Raw genomic sequence first — 16,028 nt, forward strand, 5'->3', positions numbered from 1 at the left:
GATGAACTGGCTTTCTCGTCAGAGCTGCGGCTTGAAGACGGTATATCGGCGTTGCGAGACTTGACTCGAACCATGGTTTCCTCGGGGTATTGCGTTGAGAAACTATGGCAAAAGCACTCCAACCCACCCGGTGGGTTAACGAAGATTGTCAGCGTCCGGCGAATCACTGCGCGATGGGCGCGCACCGTTCAACCTCTTGCAATCAGTGATGCGCCGAAACGGAATCCCCCATCCGCCACGCTATACGCCCCCCCAGGCCCACCACCGCCCCCACGACCCAGAAAAGCCCCGCCACCCCGATCAACGCTCCCGCCGAACCGAACAGCACCGGCATCAGCACGCTCGACCCGTTGATGGCCATCAGCCGCAGGCCGAGCGCCTCGCCGTGGCGATGCGATGGCGTGATCTGGTGCAGCATGCTCATGATCATCGGCTGCACCGATCCCAGCGCGAAGCCCAGCAGCACCGAGCACAGGCCCAGCGCCCACGGGTTGGGCAGCAAGGGGTACACCGCGAACAGCACCGCCGTGGTGATCATCGCCCAGGTGACCACGACCGCCTCGCGCAGGTGCGCCGCCACCAGGGGCATGAGCACGCGGATGACGGCCGCCGCAATGGCGAACGCGCCCAGGATGGTGCCGATCACCGACGCCGACAGGCCCCGCTCGTGGCCCAGGAGCGGCACCACGAAGGTGTGCACGTCCCAGCACGACGACAGCAGCCAGTTCACGATGAGCAGCCGGCGAAAGCCGGGCTCGGCCAGCAGGTCCCAGGCCCGGGGGCGCACGCCGCCGGCCGCCGCGATCACGGGCGGCAGTTCCACGGTGGCCCGCACCCAGAACCAGGTGGCAATGGGCAGCACGGCCATCAGTGCGAAGGCGGCGCGATAGCCCTCGGTGCTGCCGGCCGTGGGACCGGCATGGTCGATGAGCAGGCCGGCGCAGAACGGCCCGACGAAGTTGGACACCGCCGGGCCGATGGCCAGCCAGCTGAACACCTGGCGCAGTTGCGTGGAGTCGTGCGCCGCGCGCCCCACATGGCGCTGCAGCGCGATGGTGGCGGCCCCCGTGGCGCCGCCCGTCATGAGCGCGGCCAGGCACAGCATGGGAAACGCCGGCCACACCAGCGCCCCGGCCGCCCCGACCACCGCCACGACCACGGCATAGCCGACCGGGCGCTTGAGGCCATGGCGGTCGGCATAGCGTCCCGCTGGCAGCGCCAGGAACACCTGCGTGAGCGCGAACAGCGCGAGCAGGATGCCGACCGCCGCCGCGCTGTAGCCCTCGCGCAGGGCCAGCAGCGGAGCGGCCAGCCGCATGCCGGCCATGCAGGCGTGGATGCAGATCTGTCCAGCGATCAGGCGGGCCAAGGCGGTGTTCATGTCAAACGGCCTCGTCTTCGGTGGTGGGCGGCAGGCCGCCATCCGTGGCACCCGCCCCCGCCAGGGGCACCGACGCCCCCGGGGCTGGCAGGGCCTGCACTTCGCGCAGCTGGCGCTGGATGGCGCGCGTGCGCACGCCCACCTCGTCGAACCGCCGGGCCGCCGCGTCAATGGATTTGCGCGTGGCCTCGACCACGTCGCCGAACTTGGAGAACTCCGTCTTCACCGCGCCGAGCAGGCCCCACACCTCGGACGAGCGCTTTTCGATCGCCAGCGTCTTGAAGCCCATCTGCAGGCTGCTGAGCATGGCCGCCAGATTGGCGGGCCCGGTGATCATCACGCGGCAGTCGTTCTGCAGCGCCTCCACCAGCCCGGGCCGGCGAATCACCTCGGCGAACAGGCCCTCGGTGGGCAGGTACATCACGGCGAAGTCGGTGGTGTGCGGCGGCGACACGTACTTGGCGAAGATCTTGCGCGCCTCGGCCTTGATGGAGGTCTCGAAGGCGTTGCCCGCGGAGAGCACCGCCGCCTTGTCGGCCAGGTCCTGCGCGTCCAGCAGGCGCTGGTACTGCTCCACCGGGTACTTGGAGTCGATGGGCAGCCACACGGGTTGCTCGTCGCCCCGGCCCGGCAGCCGGATGGCGAACTCCACCAGGTCGTCGCTGCCGGGCACGACCTTCACGTTGCGCGCAAACTGGTCCACGGTGAGCACGTTCTCGATGATGGCGCCCAGTTGCATCTCGCCCCAGGTGCCGCGCGTCTTCACGTTGGTCATCACGCGCTTGAGGTCGCCCACACTGCCGGCCAGCGTCTGCATCTCGCCCAGGCCCTTGTGGACCTGCTCCAGCCGGTCGCTCACCAGCTTGAAGGATTCGCCCAGGCGCTGCTCCAGCGTGGCGTGCAGCTTCTCGTCCACGGTGCGGCGCATCTCCTCCAGCTTGGCGGCGTTGTCGGCCTGGATGGCGGACAGGCGCTCGTTGAGCACGCCGCGCAGGGCTTCGCCGGTCTGCGTGAGTTCGGCGCGGAAAGCGCCCAGCGCCTGCACCAGTTCCTGCCGCGCCGCGACGGCATCGGTCTGGCCCAGCGCCAGGCGCTGCTCCAGCTTGCCTTCGAAGGCGGTGAAGGCCGCGAGCAGCTCCGCCCGGCCGCTGCGCGACTCGTGCACCGCCTGGGCCAGCCGCTCGTCCACGGCCTGGCGCACGCTTTCCAGCGTGCCCTGCATGGTCTGCGTGAAGCCGCGCAGTTGCTGGGCCATGCCCTCCAGCGCGCCATCGTTCTTGGCCACCGCCAGCTGCGTGGCCTGGGCCGTGGCCTCCAGGCGCTGCAGGCGCATCAGCCACTCGGGGGGCAGTTCGGCGCGCGGGCTGCGCAGCAGCAGCAGCAGCCCCAGCATCAGGACGACCAGCACCAGCAAACCCAGGACAGCGAACATTTCCAAAACCCGACACTTCTTTTTTGCTATTTATTTGATAGCTACACCGGCATGAAAATCGCCGGCATGCGGCCGATTCGCCTCGAAACTACGGCGCGGAAGCACCGTGGCGGCCTCCGTCACACCGGCCGTTCGCCCGGCGTGTTCACGGGCGTCAGCGCGCCCCGGCCGTCGAAGAACGCGATCAGGTTGTCCGCCGCCAGGTTGGCCATGGCCAGCCGCGTGGGCACGGTGGCGCTGGCGATGTGCGGGGTCAGCACCACGTTGGGCACGGTGAGCAGGTCCGGGTGCACCTGCGGCTCACCCTCGAACACGTCCAGCCCGGCCGCTGCGATGCGCTTGTCGCGCAGCGCCGCCGCCAGCGCCGCGTCGTCCACGATGCCGCCGCGCGCGATGTTGACCAGGGTGGCGGTCGGCTTCATCTGCGCCAGCTCGGCGGCGCCGATGGCGTGGTGCGACTCGGCCGTGTAGGGCAGCACCAGCACGAGGTGGTCGGCCGTGCGCAGCAGCTCCTCCTTGGAGACGTAGCGCGCGCCGCATTCGCCCTCCAGTGCGGGCGAGAGGCGGGAGCGGTTGTGGTAGATCACCCGCATGCCGAAGCCGTGCGCGCCGCGCCGGGCGATGCCCTGCCCGATGCGGCCCATGCCCAGGATGCCGAGCGTGCTGCCGTGCACGTCGGAGCCGGCGAACATGTCGTAGCTCCATTTCGTCCACTGGCCGGCCCGCAGATAGTGTTCGCTCTCGGCCATGCGGCGCGCGGTGGCCATGAGCAGCGCGAAGCCGAAGTCCGCCGTGGTTTCGGTCAGCACGTCGGGCGTGTTGGTGCCCTGCACGCCCGCCGCGGTGAGCGCGTTCACGTCGAAGTTGTTGTAGCCCACCGCCATGTTGGCCACGATGCGCAGCCGCGGGCAGCGCGCCAGCAGCTCGGCGTCGATGCGCTGGCTGCCGGTGGTCAGGGCGCCGTCCTTGTCCCGCAGGCGCTCGGCCAGCTCGGCCGGCGACCAGACCGCGTCGGCGGGGTTGGCCTCGACCTCGAAATGCTGCGAAAGCCGCTCCACCACCTCGGGAAAGATGGCGCGGGCGACCAGGATGCGGGGCTTGGACATGGATCAGGACCTTTCAGCGAAACCAGAGGAATGTCATGGCGACGAGCAGCGGCAGCAGGATGCCGCACGACCAGAGCATGTAGCCGAAGAAGCTGGGCATCTTCACGCCGCGCTCTTCGGCAATGGCCTTGACCATGAGGTTGGGCGCATTGCCGATGTAGGTGCCCGCGCCCATGAACACGGCGCCGGCCGAGATCGCGGCCAGCGTGGGGGCGAGCGTGGTCATGAGCACGGCCGGGTCGCCGCCGGCCGTGTTGAAGAACACGAGGTAGGTCGGCGCGTTGTCCAGGAACGCGCTCAGCAGGCCGGTGGCCCAGAAGTACATGGCCGGATCGGGGGTGCCGTCGGGCCGGGTCACCGCCCCCACGATGGCGCCGAACGGTCCCTGCGTGCCCGCCTTGAGCATCGCGATGACCGGGATGATGGTGAGAAAGATGCCCGCGAACAGCTTGGCCACTTCCTGCATGGGGGCCCAGCCGAACTGGTTGTCCGCGTGCACCTGGCGCGGCGTGAGCCACAGCGAGGCGCCCACCACCGCGAGCAGCCCCACGTCGCGCACCAGACCGGGCAGGCCCACGGGCGTGCCGGCAATGCTCCACGCCACCGGCGACTTCCAGAACCCGCTGAGCAACACCAGGGCGATCACCGCGCCCAGCAGCCAGAAATTGACCTGGCCATCGAAGCCGATCGACCGCGTGTCGGGCGTGGGGTCCGGCCGTGCCGCCTCGCCCGGCCGGCCATGGAACCAGCGGTCGATCACGTAGAAGATCGCCAGCAGCGAACCCACGAGGAACAGCGTCTCCTGGTGGATGTGCCCGACCGTCCAGAAGAAATCCACGCCCTTCAAAAAGCCCAGGAACAGCGGCGGGTCCCCCAGTGGCGTTAGCGAGCCCCCGGCGTTGGAGACGATGAAGATGAAGAACACGACGATGTGCGCCACGTGCTTGCGGTGGTCGTTGGCGCGCACCAGCGGCCGGATCAGCAGCATCGATGCGCCCGTCGTGCCCATGAAGCTCGCCAGCACCGCGCCGATGGCCAGGATGGCCGTGTTCAGCCCGGGGCCGCCATGCAGGTTGCCGCGGATGTGGATGCCCCCCGCCACGGTGAACAGCGCCGCCAGCAGGATCACGAACGGCAGGTACTCGGCCAGCAACGCGTGCACCAGGTTCACACCCGCCGCACCGACCCCGAAGACCGCCGCGAACGGCAGCAGGAACGCCAGCGCCCAGGCCGCGGCGATCTTGCCGAAGTGGTGGTGCCAGAACGCGGGCGCGAACAGCGGCACCAGCGCGATCGACAGCAACAGGCCGGCGAAGGGCACGCCCCACAGCACCGACAGCGCGCTCCCGTCGATCTCGGCGGCCCGCGCCAGGCCCGGCAGAAGTCCCGCGGCGATCAGCAGCAAACCGCGCAAGCGGGACATCGGCAACGACAGGGGCACGGTGTCGCCAGCCTGCGTGGTGGGGACAGGGGTGGGGATTGCCATCGGAGCACCCGGCGGCCGACCGGTGCGCTGCATGCGAATCGATGCGTTCACTGCGGCGCCGGAATCTCGAACACCTGGCGCAGGTAGGCCAGATACTTCTCGTCGTCGCACATGCCTTTGCCCGGGGTGTCGGACAGCTTGGCCACGGGCTGGCCGTTGCAGCGCGTCATCTTGATCACGACCTGCAGCGGCTCGCAGCCCAGGTCGTTGGTGAGGTTGGTGCCGATCCCGAAGGCTAGCTGGCAGCGCCCGCGGAACTGCTGGTACAGCTCGATGGTGCGCGGCACCGTGAGGGCGTCGCTGAAGATCAGCGTCTTGGTCAGCGGATCGACCCGGTTGCGTCGGTAGTGGTCGAGCAGGCGCTCGCCCCAGGCGAAAGGGTCGCCGCTGTCGTGGCGCGCGCCGTCGAAGAGCTTGCAGAAATACAGGTCGAAGTCGCGCAGGAAGGCGCTCATGCCGTACACGTCCGACAGCGCGATGCCCAGGTCGCCGCGGTACTCCTTGGCCCACATCTCGAAGCCGAAGATCTGGCTGTCGCGCAGGCGCGGGCCCAGCGCCTGGCAGGCCTGCAGGTACTCGTGTGCCATGGTGCCCAGCGGCGTCACGCCGAGCTTCATGGCATAGAGCACGTTGCTCGTGCCGGCGAACTGCCCCGGCCCCGAAGGCGCGCCTGTCGTGCGGCGCTCCCCCGTGCCCAGGCGCGCGCACAGCACGCGCAGCACCTCTTCGTGCCAGGCGCGGCTGAAGCGGCGGCGCGTGCCGTAGTCGGCGATCTTGAGGTCGCCCAGGCCATCGGCCTGCAGCAGGGCGATCTTGGCGTCGAGCCGGCGGCGGCCTTCGGGAAAGTCGGGCACCTTCTGCGTATTGCGAAAGTACACCTCGTTCACGATGGCCAGCACCGGCACCTCGAACAGGATGGTGTGCAGCCATGGCCCGGTGATGGTGATGTCGATCTCGCCCGAGGCCAGCGGGCTCACGGTGATGTACTTTTCGTTGAGCCGAAAGAGCCCGAGAAAGTCGACGAAGTCGCTCTTGATGAAGCGCATGGACCGCAGGTAGGCCAGCTCGGCATCCTTGAAATGCAGGCTGCACAGCGAGCGGATCTCCTCGCGGATCTCGTTGACGAAAGGCACCAGCTGAACGCCGGGGTTGCGGCAGCGAAAGCGGTACTCCACCTGCGCGCCGGGAAACTGGTGCAGCACCACCTGCATCATGGTGAACTTGTAGAGATCGGTGTCGAGCAGGCTGGTGATGATCATGGGTGGAAGCGGCCGCGGCGGGCCGGCTGGGCATCTGCAGTGAACGGCAGCGGCGCACCGTCGCATGGCATTGTGTCATCAAGGGCGCCCCATTGCCGGGCACCGCACTGGTCCGGATCTTGCACCGCACCGCTGCCGCCGCCCTGCACGCATCCCGCAGCGCACGCGCTCGTGTCCACCCGCTTCGCCGCCGATCGCATCTCGCACATGTCGCACGGCGGAATGGGGCCGGTCCGAACGGGCCCGCGCAGCGCGTATGCTCGATGCGCCGCAGAGACGACGGCACTTCCTTCCTCAAGAACAAAGGTATTTTTCCAATGCGCCATTCCCGCCCGCCCATCACACCCTCCACCACGCGCCCTGTCTGGCGCTACACCGCCACGCTGACGGCCGCCCTGCTGGTCCTTGCCGGCTGCGGCGGTGGCGGGGGTGGCAGTGGCAGCGCTTCGGCCCCTGGACAGGACTCGGCCTGCGCGGTCGTCAGCGATGGCGGCTCGGTCACGGTCGGCTCCGGCCTGCCCGGCGATCCCGCAGCTCCGGAGCCCGCCTCCGGCTACAAGGTCGGCAAGACCGCGGTCTATGCCAAGCAGTACATGGTGAGCACGGCCAATCCGCTGGCCTCGCGCGCGGGCTGCGAAGTGCTGCGCCAGGGCGGCTCCGCGGTCGATGCGGCCGTGGCGGTGCAGATGGTGCTGGGCCTGGTCGAACCGCAATCGTCGGGCCTCGGCGGCGGCGCGTTCATGCTGCACTACGATGCGGCGCAGAAGAAAGTGCAGGCCTATGACGGCCGTGAAACGGCCCCCGCGGCCGCGACGGAAAACTACCTGCGCTGGGTCAGCGACAGCGACCGCACCCTGCCCCAGCCCGGCGGCGCGCGCGCCAGCGGTCGCTCCATCGGCACGCCCGGCGCCGTGCGCATGCTGGAGATGGCCTACCAGGACCACGGCAAGCTCAAGTGGAGCGAGCTGTTCCAGCCCGCGGTCAAGCTGGCATCGGACGGCTTCCAGATCAGCGGCCGCATGGCCAGCGCCATCGCCGGCGCCACCACCGGCCTCTCGCGCGATCCCGAGGCCGTCGCCTACTTCTTCAATGCCGACGGCACGCCCAAGGGCCTGGGCACGCTGATCAAGAACCCGGCCTACGCCACCACGCTGAACACCATCGCCAGCGGCGGCGCCGATGCGTTCTACACCGGCCCCGTGGCGCAAGGCATCGTGAACAAGATCAAGGTCACCAGCGGCGGCACGCCCACCGTGGCGATCACTCCCGGCCTGACCGAGATGAGCGACCTGGCCAACTACCGCGCCAAGCGCCGCGACCCGGTCTGCACGACCTACCGCGACTACTGGGTGTGCGGCATGTCGCCACCGTCCTCCGGCGGCATCGCCGTGGCGTCGGCGCTCGGCATCCTGGAGAACTTCAACCTCGCCAACTACAAGCCCACGGCCATCGACATCGAAGGCGGCAAGCCTTCGGTGATGGGCGTGCACCTGGTAAGCGAGGCCGAGCGCCTGGCCTATGCCGACCGCGACAAGTACATCGCCGACACCGACTTCGTGTCGCTGCCCGGCGGCTCGCCCGCAGCCATGCTGGACAAGACCTACCTGCGCAACCGCGCGGGCCTGATCAGCATGACCAAGAGCATGGGCACGGCCGTGGCCGGCGACCTGAGCAACAAGCCTGCCGGCGTGAGCCTGATCGACGAGAAGGGCACGACGCACTTCACCATCGTGGACAAGCAGGGCAATGCCGTGGTGATGACCACGACGGTGGAAGCCGGCATGGGTTCATTCCATATGACGCAAGGCTTCTTGCTGAACAACCAGCTGACCGACTTCTCGGCCACGCCGACCGACAGCACCGGTGCCGTGGTGGCGAACCGCGTCGAAGCCGGCAAGCGGCCCCGCAGCTCGATGGCACCCACGCTGGTGTTCAAGAAGACCGCGGACGGCCGCATGGGCGACTTCCTGATGGGCACGGGCTCGCCCGGTGGCGGCACCATCATCCAGTACGTGGTGAAGACGGTCGTCGGCGCGCTCGACTGGGGCCTCGATGCGCAGCAGGCCACCTCGCTGGTGGACTTCGGCGCCAGCAACAGCCCCACGACCTCGCTGGGCGGCGAACACCCGGCCATCGACAGCAGCAACGGCGGCAACAACGACCCGCTGATCACGGGCCTGCGGGCACTGGGCCACACGGTGTCCACCTCGGCGCAGTCGAGCGGCACGAGCACCATCATCCGCGTACAGCGCAACGGCGAGAGCGTGCTGCAGGGCGGCGCCGATCCCCGCCGCGAAGGCGTGGTGCTGGGCGATACCTACAAGCCCTGACCGTGCATTGAAGCGCCAGGCGGCCCGGCCGAAAGGCTGCCGCCTGCTGCGCCCCCTCCAAAAAGCACCGGCCGCGCGAGCGTTCCGGTGCTTTTTTCATGGAAGGGGCCAGGTCAGGTGCCGACCGCAATGCGCAGGGGTGCGAGGGCGTCCAGCAGCGCCTGCGGCAAGGCCCGGGGCCGGCGGTCCTCGCGGCCGACGTACACGTGCACGAAGTGCCCGCCCGCCGCCGACTCGGGCGCGCCCTCGGCGAACAGCCCGACTTCGTAGCGCACGCTGGAGCGGCCCACGTGCGCCACGCGGATGCCGGCCTCCACCGTCTGGGGAAAAGCGAGCGGCGCGAAATAATGGCACTGGGTTTCGACCACCAGGCCGATCGTCTCGCCCGCATGGATATCCAGGGCGCCGCGCTCAATCAGATAGGCATTCACCGCGGTATCGAACCAGCTGTAATACACGACATTATTGACATGGCCGTACGCGTCGTTATCCGCCCATCGGGTGGTAATCGTGCGGAACACGGAATATGCGGAGCGCGGCTCCGGCAGGCGGCGGAGCGGCGTGGAAACGGTGGGGACAGTCATGGCGGCAAATTCTGCCAGTGGAGGCGCCCCCTTTGATGTGCCTCAGGCGACGGGCATTTTTGGTTATGCACTCTAATCATGTTGCAACGCAGCAAAATCGCTTGATTCCTGAACTCAACCGCCTAGAATCCGTCCCATGCTGCACTGCAACATGACTTCCAGGTCACGACAGCGCAGATGTCTCAACCATCCGTCCCTCGAGGACTCATCAATAGGAGATACACCATGTCGCTGACCCCGGAACAACTCATCGCATCCCACAAGGCCCACCTCGAAACCCTGTTCGGCCTGACCAACAAGGCATTCGAAGGCGTCGAAAAGCTGGTGGAACTGAACGTCACCGCTTCCCGCGCTGCCCTGGCCGAAGTCGCCACGCACACCCAAGCCGTGCTGAGCGCCAAGGATGCGCAAGAACTGCTGTCCCTGCAAGCCAGCCTGTTCCAGCCCCTGGCAGAAAAGACCGCTGCCTACAACCGACACCTGTACGACATCGCCTCGAGCACCAGCGCCGAATTCGGCCGCACGTTCGAAGCCCAGGCGTCCGAAGTGCAGCGCAACTTCAGCAACCTGGTGGACAGCGCCGCCAAGAATGCACCCGCCGGTTCCGAAACCAGCGTGGCCGTGTTCAAGAGCGCCGTCTCTGCCGCCAACAACGCCTTCGAATCCGTTCAAAAGGCCGTGAAGCAAGCCAGCGATGTCGCTGAAGCCAACTTCAACGCCGTGGCCAACACCGCTGCCAACGCCGCCGCCAAGTCGGCCGCCGCCGTGCAGCAGCGCAAGCGCTAAAACCCGTTGTCTCCTTGGATCTCTCGAAACCGGGTTTCAGGGATCCAATTCAAGCCCGGTCTTGCGACCGGGCTTTTTTTATGGGCGCACGGCGCGTGGAGTGGCATCGGGCCGGGCGGGATCACCGCGAGAAGACCTCTGGTGCAGCAGGTCTTGTTTAAGAATCATTCTCGTTCGGCCTATCATCGCCCGGTTTCCAACCTCCAGAGAAGAGACCCTCTCCATGCAGAAGTCCATGAAAGCCGTTTTGGCGGCCTGCCTTTTGGCTGCCGCTGGCGCCGCCTCCGCCCAGGACCAGGTCGTCAACCTGTACTCCGCCCGCCACTACGCCACCGATGAAGCGCTGTACACCGGCTTCACCAAGGCCACCGGCATCAAGGTGAACCGCGTGGATGCCGACGACGCCGGCATCATGGCCCGACTGAAGGCCGAGGGCACTGCCTCTCCTGCCGACGTGATCCTGCTGGTGGACGCCGCCCGCCTGTACCGCGGCGAGGTCGACGGCCTGTTCCTGCCCATCCGCTCCAAGGTGCTGGAGGACACCATCCCCTCCAATCTGCGCGCCAAGCCCGCGGCCGACGGCGGCATCGCCTGGTTCGGCCTGTCCACCCGCGCCCGCGTGATCGTCTACAACAAGGACAAGGTCAGCAAGGAAGACGTGGACACCTATGAAGAGCTGGGTGACCCGAAGAACAAGGGCAAGATCTGCATCCGCTCGGGCTCGCACCCCTACAACCTGAGCCTGTTCGGCGCCGTGACCGAGCACATGGGTGAGCAAAAGGCCGAGGCCTGGCTCAAGGGCGTGGCCGGCAACCTGGCGCGTCCTCCGAAGGGCGGCGACACCGACCAGATCAAGGCCGTGGCGTCGGGCGAGTGCGACATCGCCGTGACCAACAGCTACTACCTGGCCCGCATCATGCGTTCGGACAAGCCCGAGGACAAAGCCATCGCCGGCAAGGTGTCGGTGGTGTTCCCCAACCAGCAATCGTGGGGCACGCACATGAACATCGCCGGGGGCGCCGTGGCACGCAACACCAAGAACCAGGCCAACGCGGTCAAGTTCCTGGAATACCTGGCCAGCCCCGAGGCGCAGAACTACTTCGCCAACGGCAACAACGAATGGCCCGCCGCCAAGGGCGTGGACCCGGGCAATCCGGCCCTGAAAGCCATGACGGACGGCAAGCCCTTCAAGAGCGAGACCATCCCGATCAGCGCTGTGGGCGAGCACATGACGAAGGTGCAGCAGATGCTGGACCGCGTGAACTTCCAGTAAGCCGCACGCGCCGCTCGCCCCGCAAAAAGCCCGGTCCGCCGGGCTTTTTCACGCCCGCTGCTTCGGCCATAATTGACGTTTACGTTAACGTCATTCGTATCGAGGAGACATCCCCATGGACATCCAAGGCAAGGTATTCATCGTCACCGGCGGCGCGTCGGGGCTGGGCGAAGGCACGGCCCGCAAGCTGGCCGCTCAGGGCGGCAAGGTCGTCATCGCCGACCTGCAGGCGGACCGGGGCGAAGCGGTCGCCCGCGACATCGGCGGCGCCTTCGTGAAGTGCGACGTGAGCCAGGAAGCCGATGGACAGGCCGTGGTGGCGAAGGCCGTCTCCCTGGGCAAGCTGATGGGCCTGGTCAACTGCGCGGGCATCGCCCCGGCCGAGAAGACCGTGGGCAAGAACGGCGCGCACGCCCTGCCCCTGTTCGCCAAGGCGGTCACCGTGAACCTGATCGGCAGCTTCAACATGATCCGCCTGGCTGCAGAGGCCATGGCCAGGAACGAGGCGGAGGCCACCGGCGAGCGCGGCGTGCTCATCTCCACGGCCAGCGTGGCGGCCTATGACGGGCAGATCGGCCAGGCCGCCTATGCCGCATCGAAGGGCGGCATCGTGGGCATGACGCTGCCGATCGCGCGCGACCTGGCGCGCAACGGCATCCGCAACATGACGATCGCCCCCGGCATCTTCGGCACGCCCATGCTGTTCGGCATGCCGCAGGAAGTGCAGGACGCGCTGGCCGCGGGCGTGCCTTTTCCGAGCCGCCTGGGCACGCCCGAAGACTATGCGCGCCTGGTGCAGCACATCTTCGAGAACGACATGCTCAACGGCGAGGTGATCCGCCTGGACGGCGCGATCCGCCTGGCGCCACGCTGAGCGCGATTGCTATTTAATCGATAGCACAATGCCCTAGTGGAATCTGTGCTGGCGGCCTTTTTCATCCAAAGCGCCTCTGCCGCCAGCGCCGCCCTCGCCTGCCGATCCATCCGTGCCGGCGGCCCGCAGCGGCTCATCCCCGCAGCTGGTCGCGCAGCCGCTGGCCGATGTCCGGCCGGGCCAGGAACGGATCGGGCGGGTTCTCCATCCGCACGATGTTCTCCATGCGGCTTTGCACGTTGCCCAGCGCCTGCGGGTGGCTGAAGATGTAGAACTGCCCGGCACCCACCGCGTCGAACACGCGCTGGGCCACCTCGGCCGCCGTCACCTTGCCGCTGCTGACGGCCTTGTCGGTCATGGCCTGGCCGATCAGCTGACTCTTGGTGGGCTGCGCCGCGGTCTCCACGTCCGGGCGGTTGCGTTCGCTGCGGGTGATGCCCGTGGGCACGAAGTAAGGGCACAGCACGCTGGCGCCGATCTGGTCGGTGACGAGGGCCAGGTCCTGGTACAGCGTTTCGGACAGGCTCACCACCGCGTGCTTGCTCACGTTGTAGATGCCCATGTTGGGCGCGTTGAGCAGGCCGGCCATGCTGGCCGTGTTGACAATGTGGCCGCGCCACTGCGGGTCCTGCGCCGCGGCGGCCAGCATCATGGGCGTGAACAGGCGCACGCCGTGCACCACGCCCATCAGGTTCACGCCCATCACCCAGTCCCAGTCCTGCACGCTGCTTTCCCAGATCAGCCCGCCCGCGCCCACGCCTGCGTTGTTGAACACGAGGTGCGGCGCGCCGAAGCGCTGCTGCACGTCGGCGGCCAACTGCGCCATCTGCGCGGCGTCGGCCACGTCCACGCGCCGGGCCAGCACGGCGGCGCCCGCGGCCTGCAGCTCGGCCGCGGCGGCATCGAGCGCGTCCTGCTGCACGTCCACCAGCACGAGGTTCATGCCCCGCTGTGCGCCGATGCGCGCGCATTCGAGGCCGAAGCCCGATCCCGCGCCGGTCAGTACCGCCGTCTTGCCCTGGAACGATTCGATCATGCCGATGTCTCCGTTTTCTTGAGTACGTAGCCGATGCGGGGGAAATGCACGTGCAGCGCGCCCGCCCGCGCGTCGGTGCGGGCCAGCGTGTAGCGCGTGCGCGTGGCCGCCACGAGCGTGCCCTCGGTCGGCTCGGTGCCGAAGGTCTCGGCGGCGATGGTGACGGCGCTGCCCAGGGGAATGCCGTGCTCGTCCTGGAACGGCTCCGGCGGTAGCGGCAGGGGTTCGGCCGCCGCGGCCACGGCGATCGCGTCCTGCGCGTTGAATTTCTCCATGCGGCCGTGGCCCAGGGCGGCGATGCGGTCCATCCACTCGGTGACCGCCGGCGTGGCGGCGAAAATCTCGGCCATCACCGGCACGCAGGTGCGCGTGAACCACAGCGGGTGGTAGGCGGCGAAGTCGGCCACGCACGGCTCGGCGCCGAACAGGAACTCATGCTCCTCGGCCATGTGCGCGATGCGGCGCAGGTACGAGCGGTAGGCCGCCGTGGCATCGTGCGGGCGCAGGCGGTTCATGCCGGCGCTCATGGCCTTGCGGTCCTCGCCGAAGGCCTGGGCGGCCGCGGGCGGCAGGTTGGCGAACAGCACGGCCGCGCCGCGCGGCTGCAGGTTGTACGCCATGGCGGCCCAGAACAGCGTGGTGTCGGCCCACTGCGCGAACACGCGCGAGACGCCCTTGAGGTGCGGCGGGTACAGCACCGGCTCGGGCTGGGCGTGCTCCAGCACGTCGCAGATCAGCGCGGTGTCGCAGTAGATGTCGGCCCCCACCTGCAGGAAGGGCGTGCGGCGGTAGCCGCCCGTGAGCGCGAGCACGTCGGGCTTGGGCGCGACGCTGGGCACGATGACCGACTTCCAGGCCAGTTGCTTGAAGCCCAGCACCGCGCGGATCTTTTCGGAGAACGGCGACGAGGGGTAGTGGTGAAGGATCAGCGCGGACATGAACGATCTCCTGGCCAGTGGCTGCTGCTGCTGCGTGCGGGCCGCCGGGCCGTCAGGCGGGGCTCCACAGCATTTCGATGTGGGGGATGTTGTCTTCGAGGTACTCCGCCGAGACGGCCACGAAGCCCATCTCGCCGTAGAAGCGCTGCAGATGCGCCTGCGCGCTGATGCGCACCGCGCGGTCCGGCCAGGTGGCCTGCGCGCGCGCCAGGCCCTCGCGCACCAGGGCCCAGCCCATGCCGGTGCCCCGCGCCTCCGGCGCGACCACCACGCGGCCGATGGAGGGCTCCACGTAGTTCACGCCGGGGTCGGTCAGCCGCAGGTAGGCCTGCAGGTCGCCCGCTCCGCCGCGGCCCAGCAGGTGCCAGGCGGTCTTGTCGGCTTCGTCGGGGTCTTGGTAGGGGCCCTGCTCCAGGATGAACACGCGGCAGCGCAGCGCCAGCGCATCGTGCAGCGCGTGCACGCCCATGTCGTCGAAGCGGGCCCAGGTCCAATGCAGCGCCATCGTCAGACGAGCTTGACGAGCTGCTTGCCGAAGTTCTTGCCCTTGAGCAGGCCCAGGAAGGCCTCGGGCGCCGCGGCCAGGCCCTCGGCGATGGTCTCGCGCGGGCGCAGTTTGCCGGAGCCGACCAGCGTGCCCAGTTCCTTGAGCGCCTCGGGCCAGATCTCCATGTGCTCGCTCACGATGAAGCCTTCGATCTTCATGCGGTTCACCAGGATCAGCGCGGGGTTCTGCAGCGGCAGCGGCTGGCCGTCGTAGCCGGCGATCATGCCGCACACGGCCACGCGGGCGAAGGCGTTGGCGCGCAGCAGCACGGCGTCGAGGATGTAGCCGCCCACGTTCTCGAAGTGGCCGTCGATGCCATTCGGGCAGGCTTCCTTCAGGGCCTTGGACATGGCCTTGAGGTCGCCGTGCTCGCGGTGGTCGATGCAGGCGTCGAAGCCCAGTTCCTCGGTCGCGTACTTGCACTTTTCGGGGCCGCCGGCAATGCCGACCACGCGGCAGCCGCGGGCCTTGGCCAGCGCGGCGAAGGCACTGCCCACCGCGCCGGTGGCCGCGCTCACCACCACCGTTTCACCGGCCTTGGGCGCGATGATCTTCACCAGGCCGTACCAGGCGGTCACGCCCGGCATGCCCACGGCGCCCAGGTAGTGCGACAGCGGCACGTGGGTGGTATCGACCTTGCGCAGCATGCCGGGGGCGTTGCCGTCGACCACGCTGTACTGCTGCCAGCCGCCCATGCCGACGACCTTGTCGCCCACGGCGAACTTCGGGTGGCGGCTTTCCGCCACCTCGCCCACCGTGCCGCCGATCATCACCTCGCCCAGCGGCTGGCTGGCCGCGTAGCTCTTGCTGTCGTTCATGCGGCCGCGCATGTACGGGTCCAGGCTGAGGTAGTGGTGGCGCACCAGCACCTCGCCGTCCTTCAGGGCCGGCGTGTCGGTGGTCACCCGCTTGAAGTTGCTGGTGGCGGCTTCGCCCTGCGGGCGGTTGTCGAGCAGGATCTGTTCGTTGCTTGGCATGTTGGACTCCTTGGGTTGA

General features: G+C 68.3%; 14 protein-coding genes. 4 read left to right on the forward strand and 10 right to left on the reverse strand.

Annotated features, from left to right (window positions below):
* Window positions 1-202: 202 nt before the first annotated feature.
* The 5 genes from AVMA1855_RS20560 to pncB form a co-directional block, all read right to left on the reverse strand.
* Window positions 203-1,381 (reverse strand): MFS transporter, encoded by a 1,179-nt coding sequence (locus AVMA1855_RS20560; RefSeq protein WP_284427135.1) that lies wholly within the window; start codon window positions 1,379-1,381, stop codon window positions 203-205.
* A gap of 1 nt (window position 1,382) precedes the next feature.
* Window positions 1,383-2,813: a DNA recombination protein RmuC gene (locus AVMA1855_RS20565; RefSeq protein ID WP_284427136.1), complete on the reverse strand. Its 1,431-nt coding sequence runs from the start codon at window positions 2,811-2,813 to the stop codon at window positions 1,383-1,385.
* A 119-nt stretch (window positions 2,814-2,932) separates the two neighbouring features.
* A complete protein-coding gene (locus AVMA1855_RS20570) occupies window positions 2,933-3,919 on the reverse strand; it encodes a 2-hydroxyacid dehydrogenase (RefSeq protein ID WP_284427137.1) in 987 nt (328 codons plus the stop codon).
* A gap of 13 nt (window positions 3,920-3,932) precedes the next feature.
* Window positions 3,933-5,342 (reverse strand): sodium:proton antiporter, encoded by a 1,410-nt coding sequence (locus tag AVMA1855_RS20575; protein WP_284427155.1) that lies wholly within the window; start codon window positions 5,340-5,342, stop codon window positions 3,933-3,935.
* Between the two features lie 110 nt (window positions 5,343-5,452).
* The gene (gene pncB, locus AVMA1855_RS20580) at window positions 5,453-6,664 is read right to left on the reverse strand and encodes a nicotinate phosphoribosyltransferase (RefSeq protein WP_284427138.1); all 1,212 of its coding nucleotides are present in this window, start codon (window positions 6,662-6,664) and stop codon (window positions 5,453-5,455) included.
* Between the two features lie 317 nt (window positions 6,665-6,981).
* Here pncB and ggt point away from each other — a divergent pair, with 317 nt between their 5' ends.
* The gene (ggt, locus tag AVMA1855_RS20585) at window positions 6,982-8,994 is read left to right on the forward strand and encodes a gamma-glutamyltransferase (RefSeq protein WP_272568839.1); all 2,013 of its coding nucleotides are present in this window, start codon (window positions 6,982-6,984) and stop codon (window positions 8,992-8,994) included.
* A 113-nt stretch (window positions 8,995-9,107) separates the two neighbouring features.
* Here ggt and AVMA1855_RS20590 read toward each other — a convergent pair whose 3' ends face one another.
* Window positions 9,108-9,578, reverse strand: a complete 471-nt coding sequence (locus tag AVMA1855_RS20590; protein WP_284427139.1) for an acyl-CoA thioesterase — start codon at window positions 9,576-9,578, stop codon at window positions 9,108-9,110.
* Between the two features lie 225 nt (window positions 9,579-9,803).
* On the opposite strand from AVMA1855_RS20590, the gene AVMA1855_RS20595 reads away from it, so the two are divergent.
* The 3 genes from AVMA1855_RS20595 (at window position 9,804) to AVMA1855_RS20605 (ending at window position 12,511) form a co-directional block, all read left to right on the forward strand.
* Complete coding sequence (locus tag AVMA1855_RS20595; protein ID WP_272568836.1) at window positions 9,804-10,364, forward strand: phasin family protein; 561 nt, start codon at window positions 9,804-9,806, stop codon at window positions 10,362-10,364.
* Between the two features lie 223 nt (window positions 10,365-10,587).
* A complete protein-coding gene (locus AVMA1855_RS20600) occupies window positions 10,588-11,637 on the forward strand; it encodes an extracellular solute-binding protein (protein WP_284427140.1) in 1,050 nt (349 codons plus the stop codon).
* Between the two features lie 115 nt (window positions 11,638-11,752).
* Window positions 11,753-12,511, forward strand: coding sequence for a 3-hydroxyacyl-CoA dehydrogenase (locus AVMA1855_RS20605; RefSeq protein ID WP_284427141.1), 759 nt, complete (start codon window positions 11,753-11,755; stop codon window positions 12,509-12,511).
* A 133-nt stretch (window positions 12,512-12,644) separates the two neighbouring features.
* On the opposite strand, the gene AVMA1855_RS20610 is transcribed toward AVMA1855_RS20605, so the two are convergent.
* Genes AVMA1855_RS20610 through AVMA1855_RS20625 form a run of 4 tightly spaced genes read right to left on the reverse strand, consistent with a single transcriptional unit; the run spans window position 12,645 to window position 16,009 of the window.
* The gene (locus AVMA1855_RS20610) at window positions 12,645-13,547 is read right to left on the reverse strand and encodes an SDR family oxidoreductase (RefSeq protein WP_284427142.1); all 903 of its coding nucleotides are present in this window, start codon (window positions 13,545-13,547) and stop codon (window positions 12,645-12,647) included.
* Window positions 13,544-14,485, reverse strand: coding sequence for a glutathione S-transferase family protein (locus AVMA1855_RS20615; RefSeq protein WP_284427143.1), 942 nt, complete (start codon window positions 14,483-14,485; stop codon window positions 13,544-13,546). The genes AVMA1855_RS20610 and AVMA1855_RS20615 overlap by 4 nt, the downstream gene beginning before the upstream one ends.
* Window positions 14,486-14,537: 52 nt before the next feature.
* A complete protein-coding gene (locus AVMA1855_RS20620; RefSeq protein WP_272568830.1) occupies window positions 14,538-14,990 on the reverse strand; it encodes a GNAT family N-acetyltransferase in 453 nt (150 codons plus the stop codon).
* Window positions 14,991-14,992: 2 nt separating this feature from the next.
* Window positions 14,993-16,009 (reverse strand): NADP-dependent oxidoreductase, encoded by a 1,017-nt coding sequence (locus AVMA1855_RS20625; RefSeq protein WP_272568828.1) that lies wholly within the window; start codon window positions 16,007-16,009, stop codon window positions 14,993-14,995.
* Window positions 16,010-16,028 lie beyond the last annotated feature (19 nt).

Source organism: Acidovorax sp. SUPP1855 (genome assembly GCF_030158955.1).
Taxonomy (GTDB): Bacteria; Pseudomonadota; Gammaproteobacteria; order Burkholderiales; family Burkholderiaceae_C; genus Paracidovorax.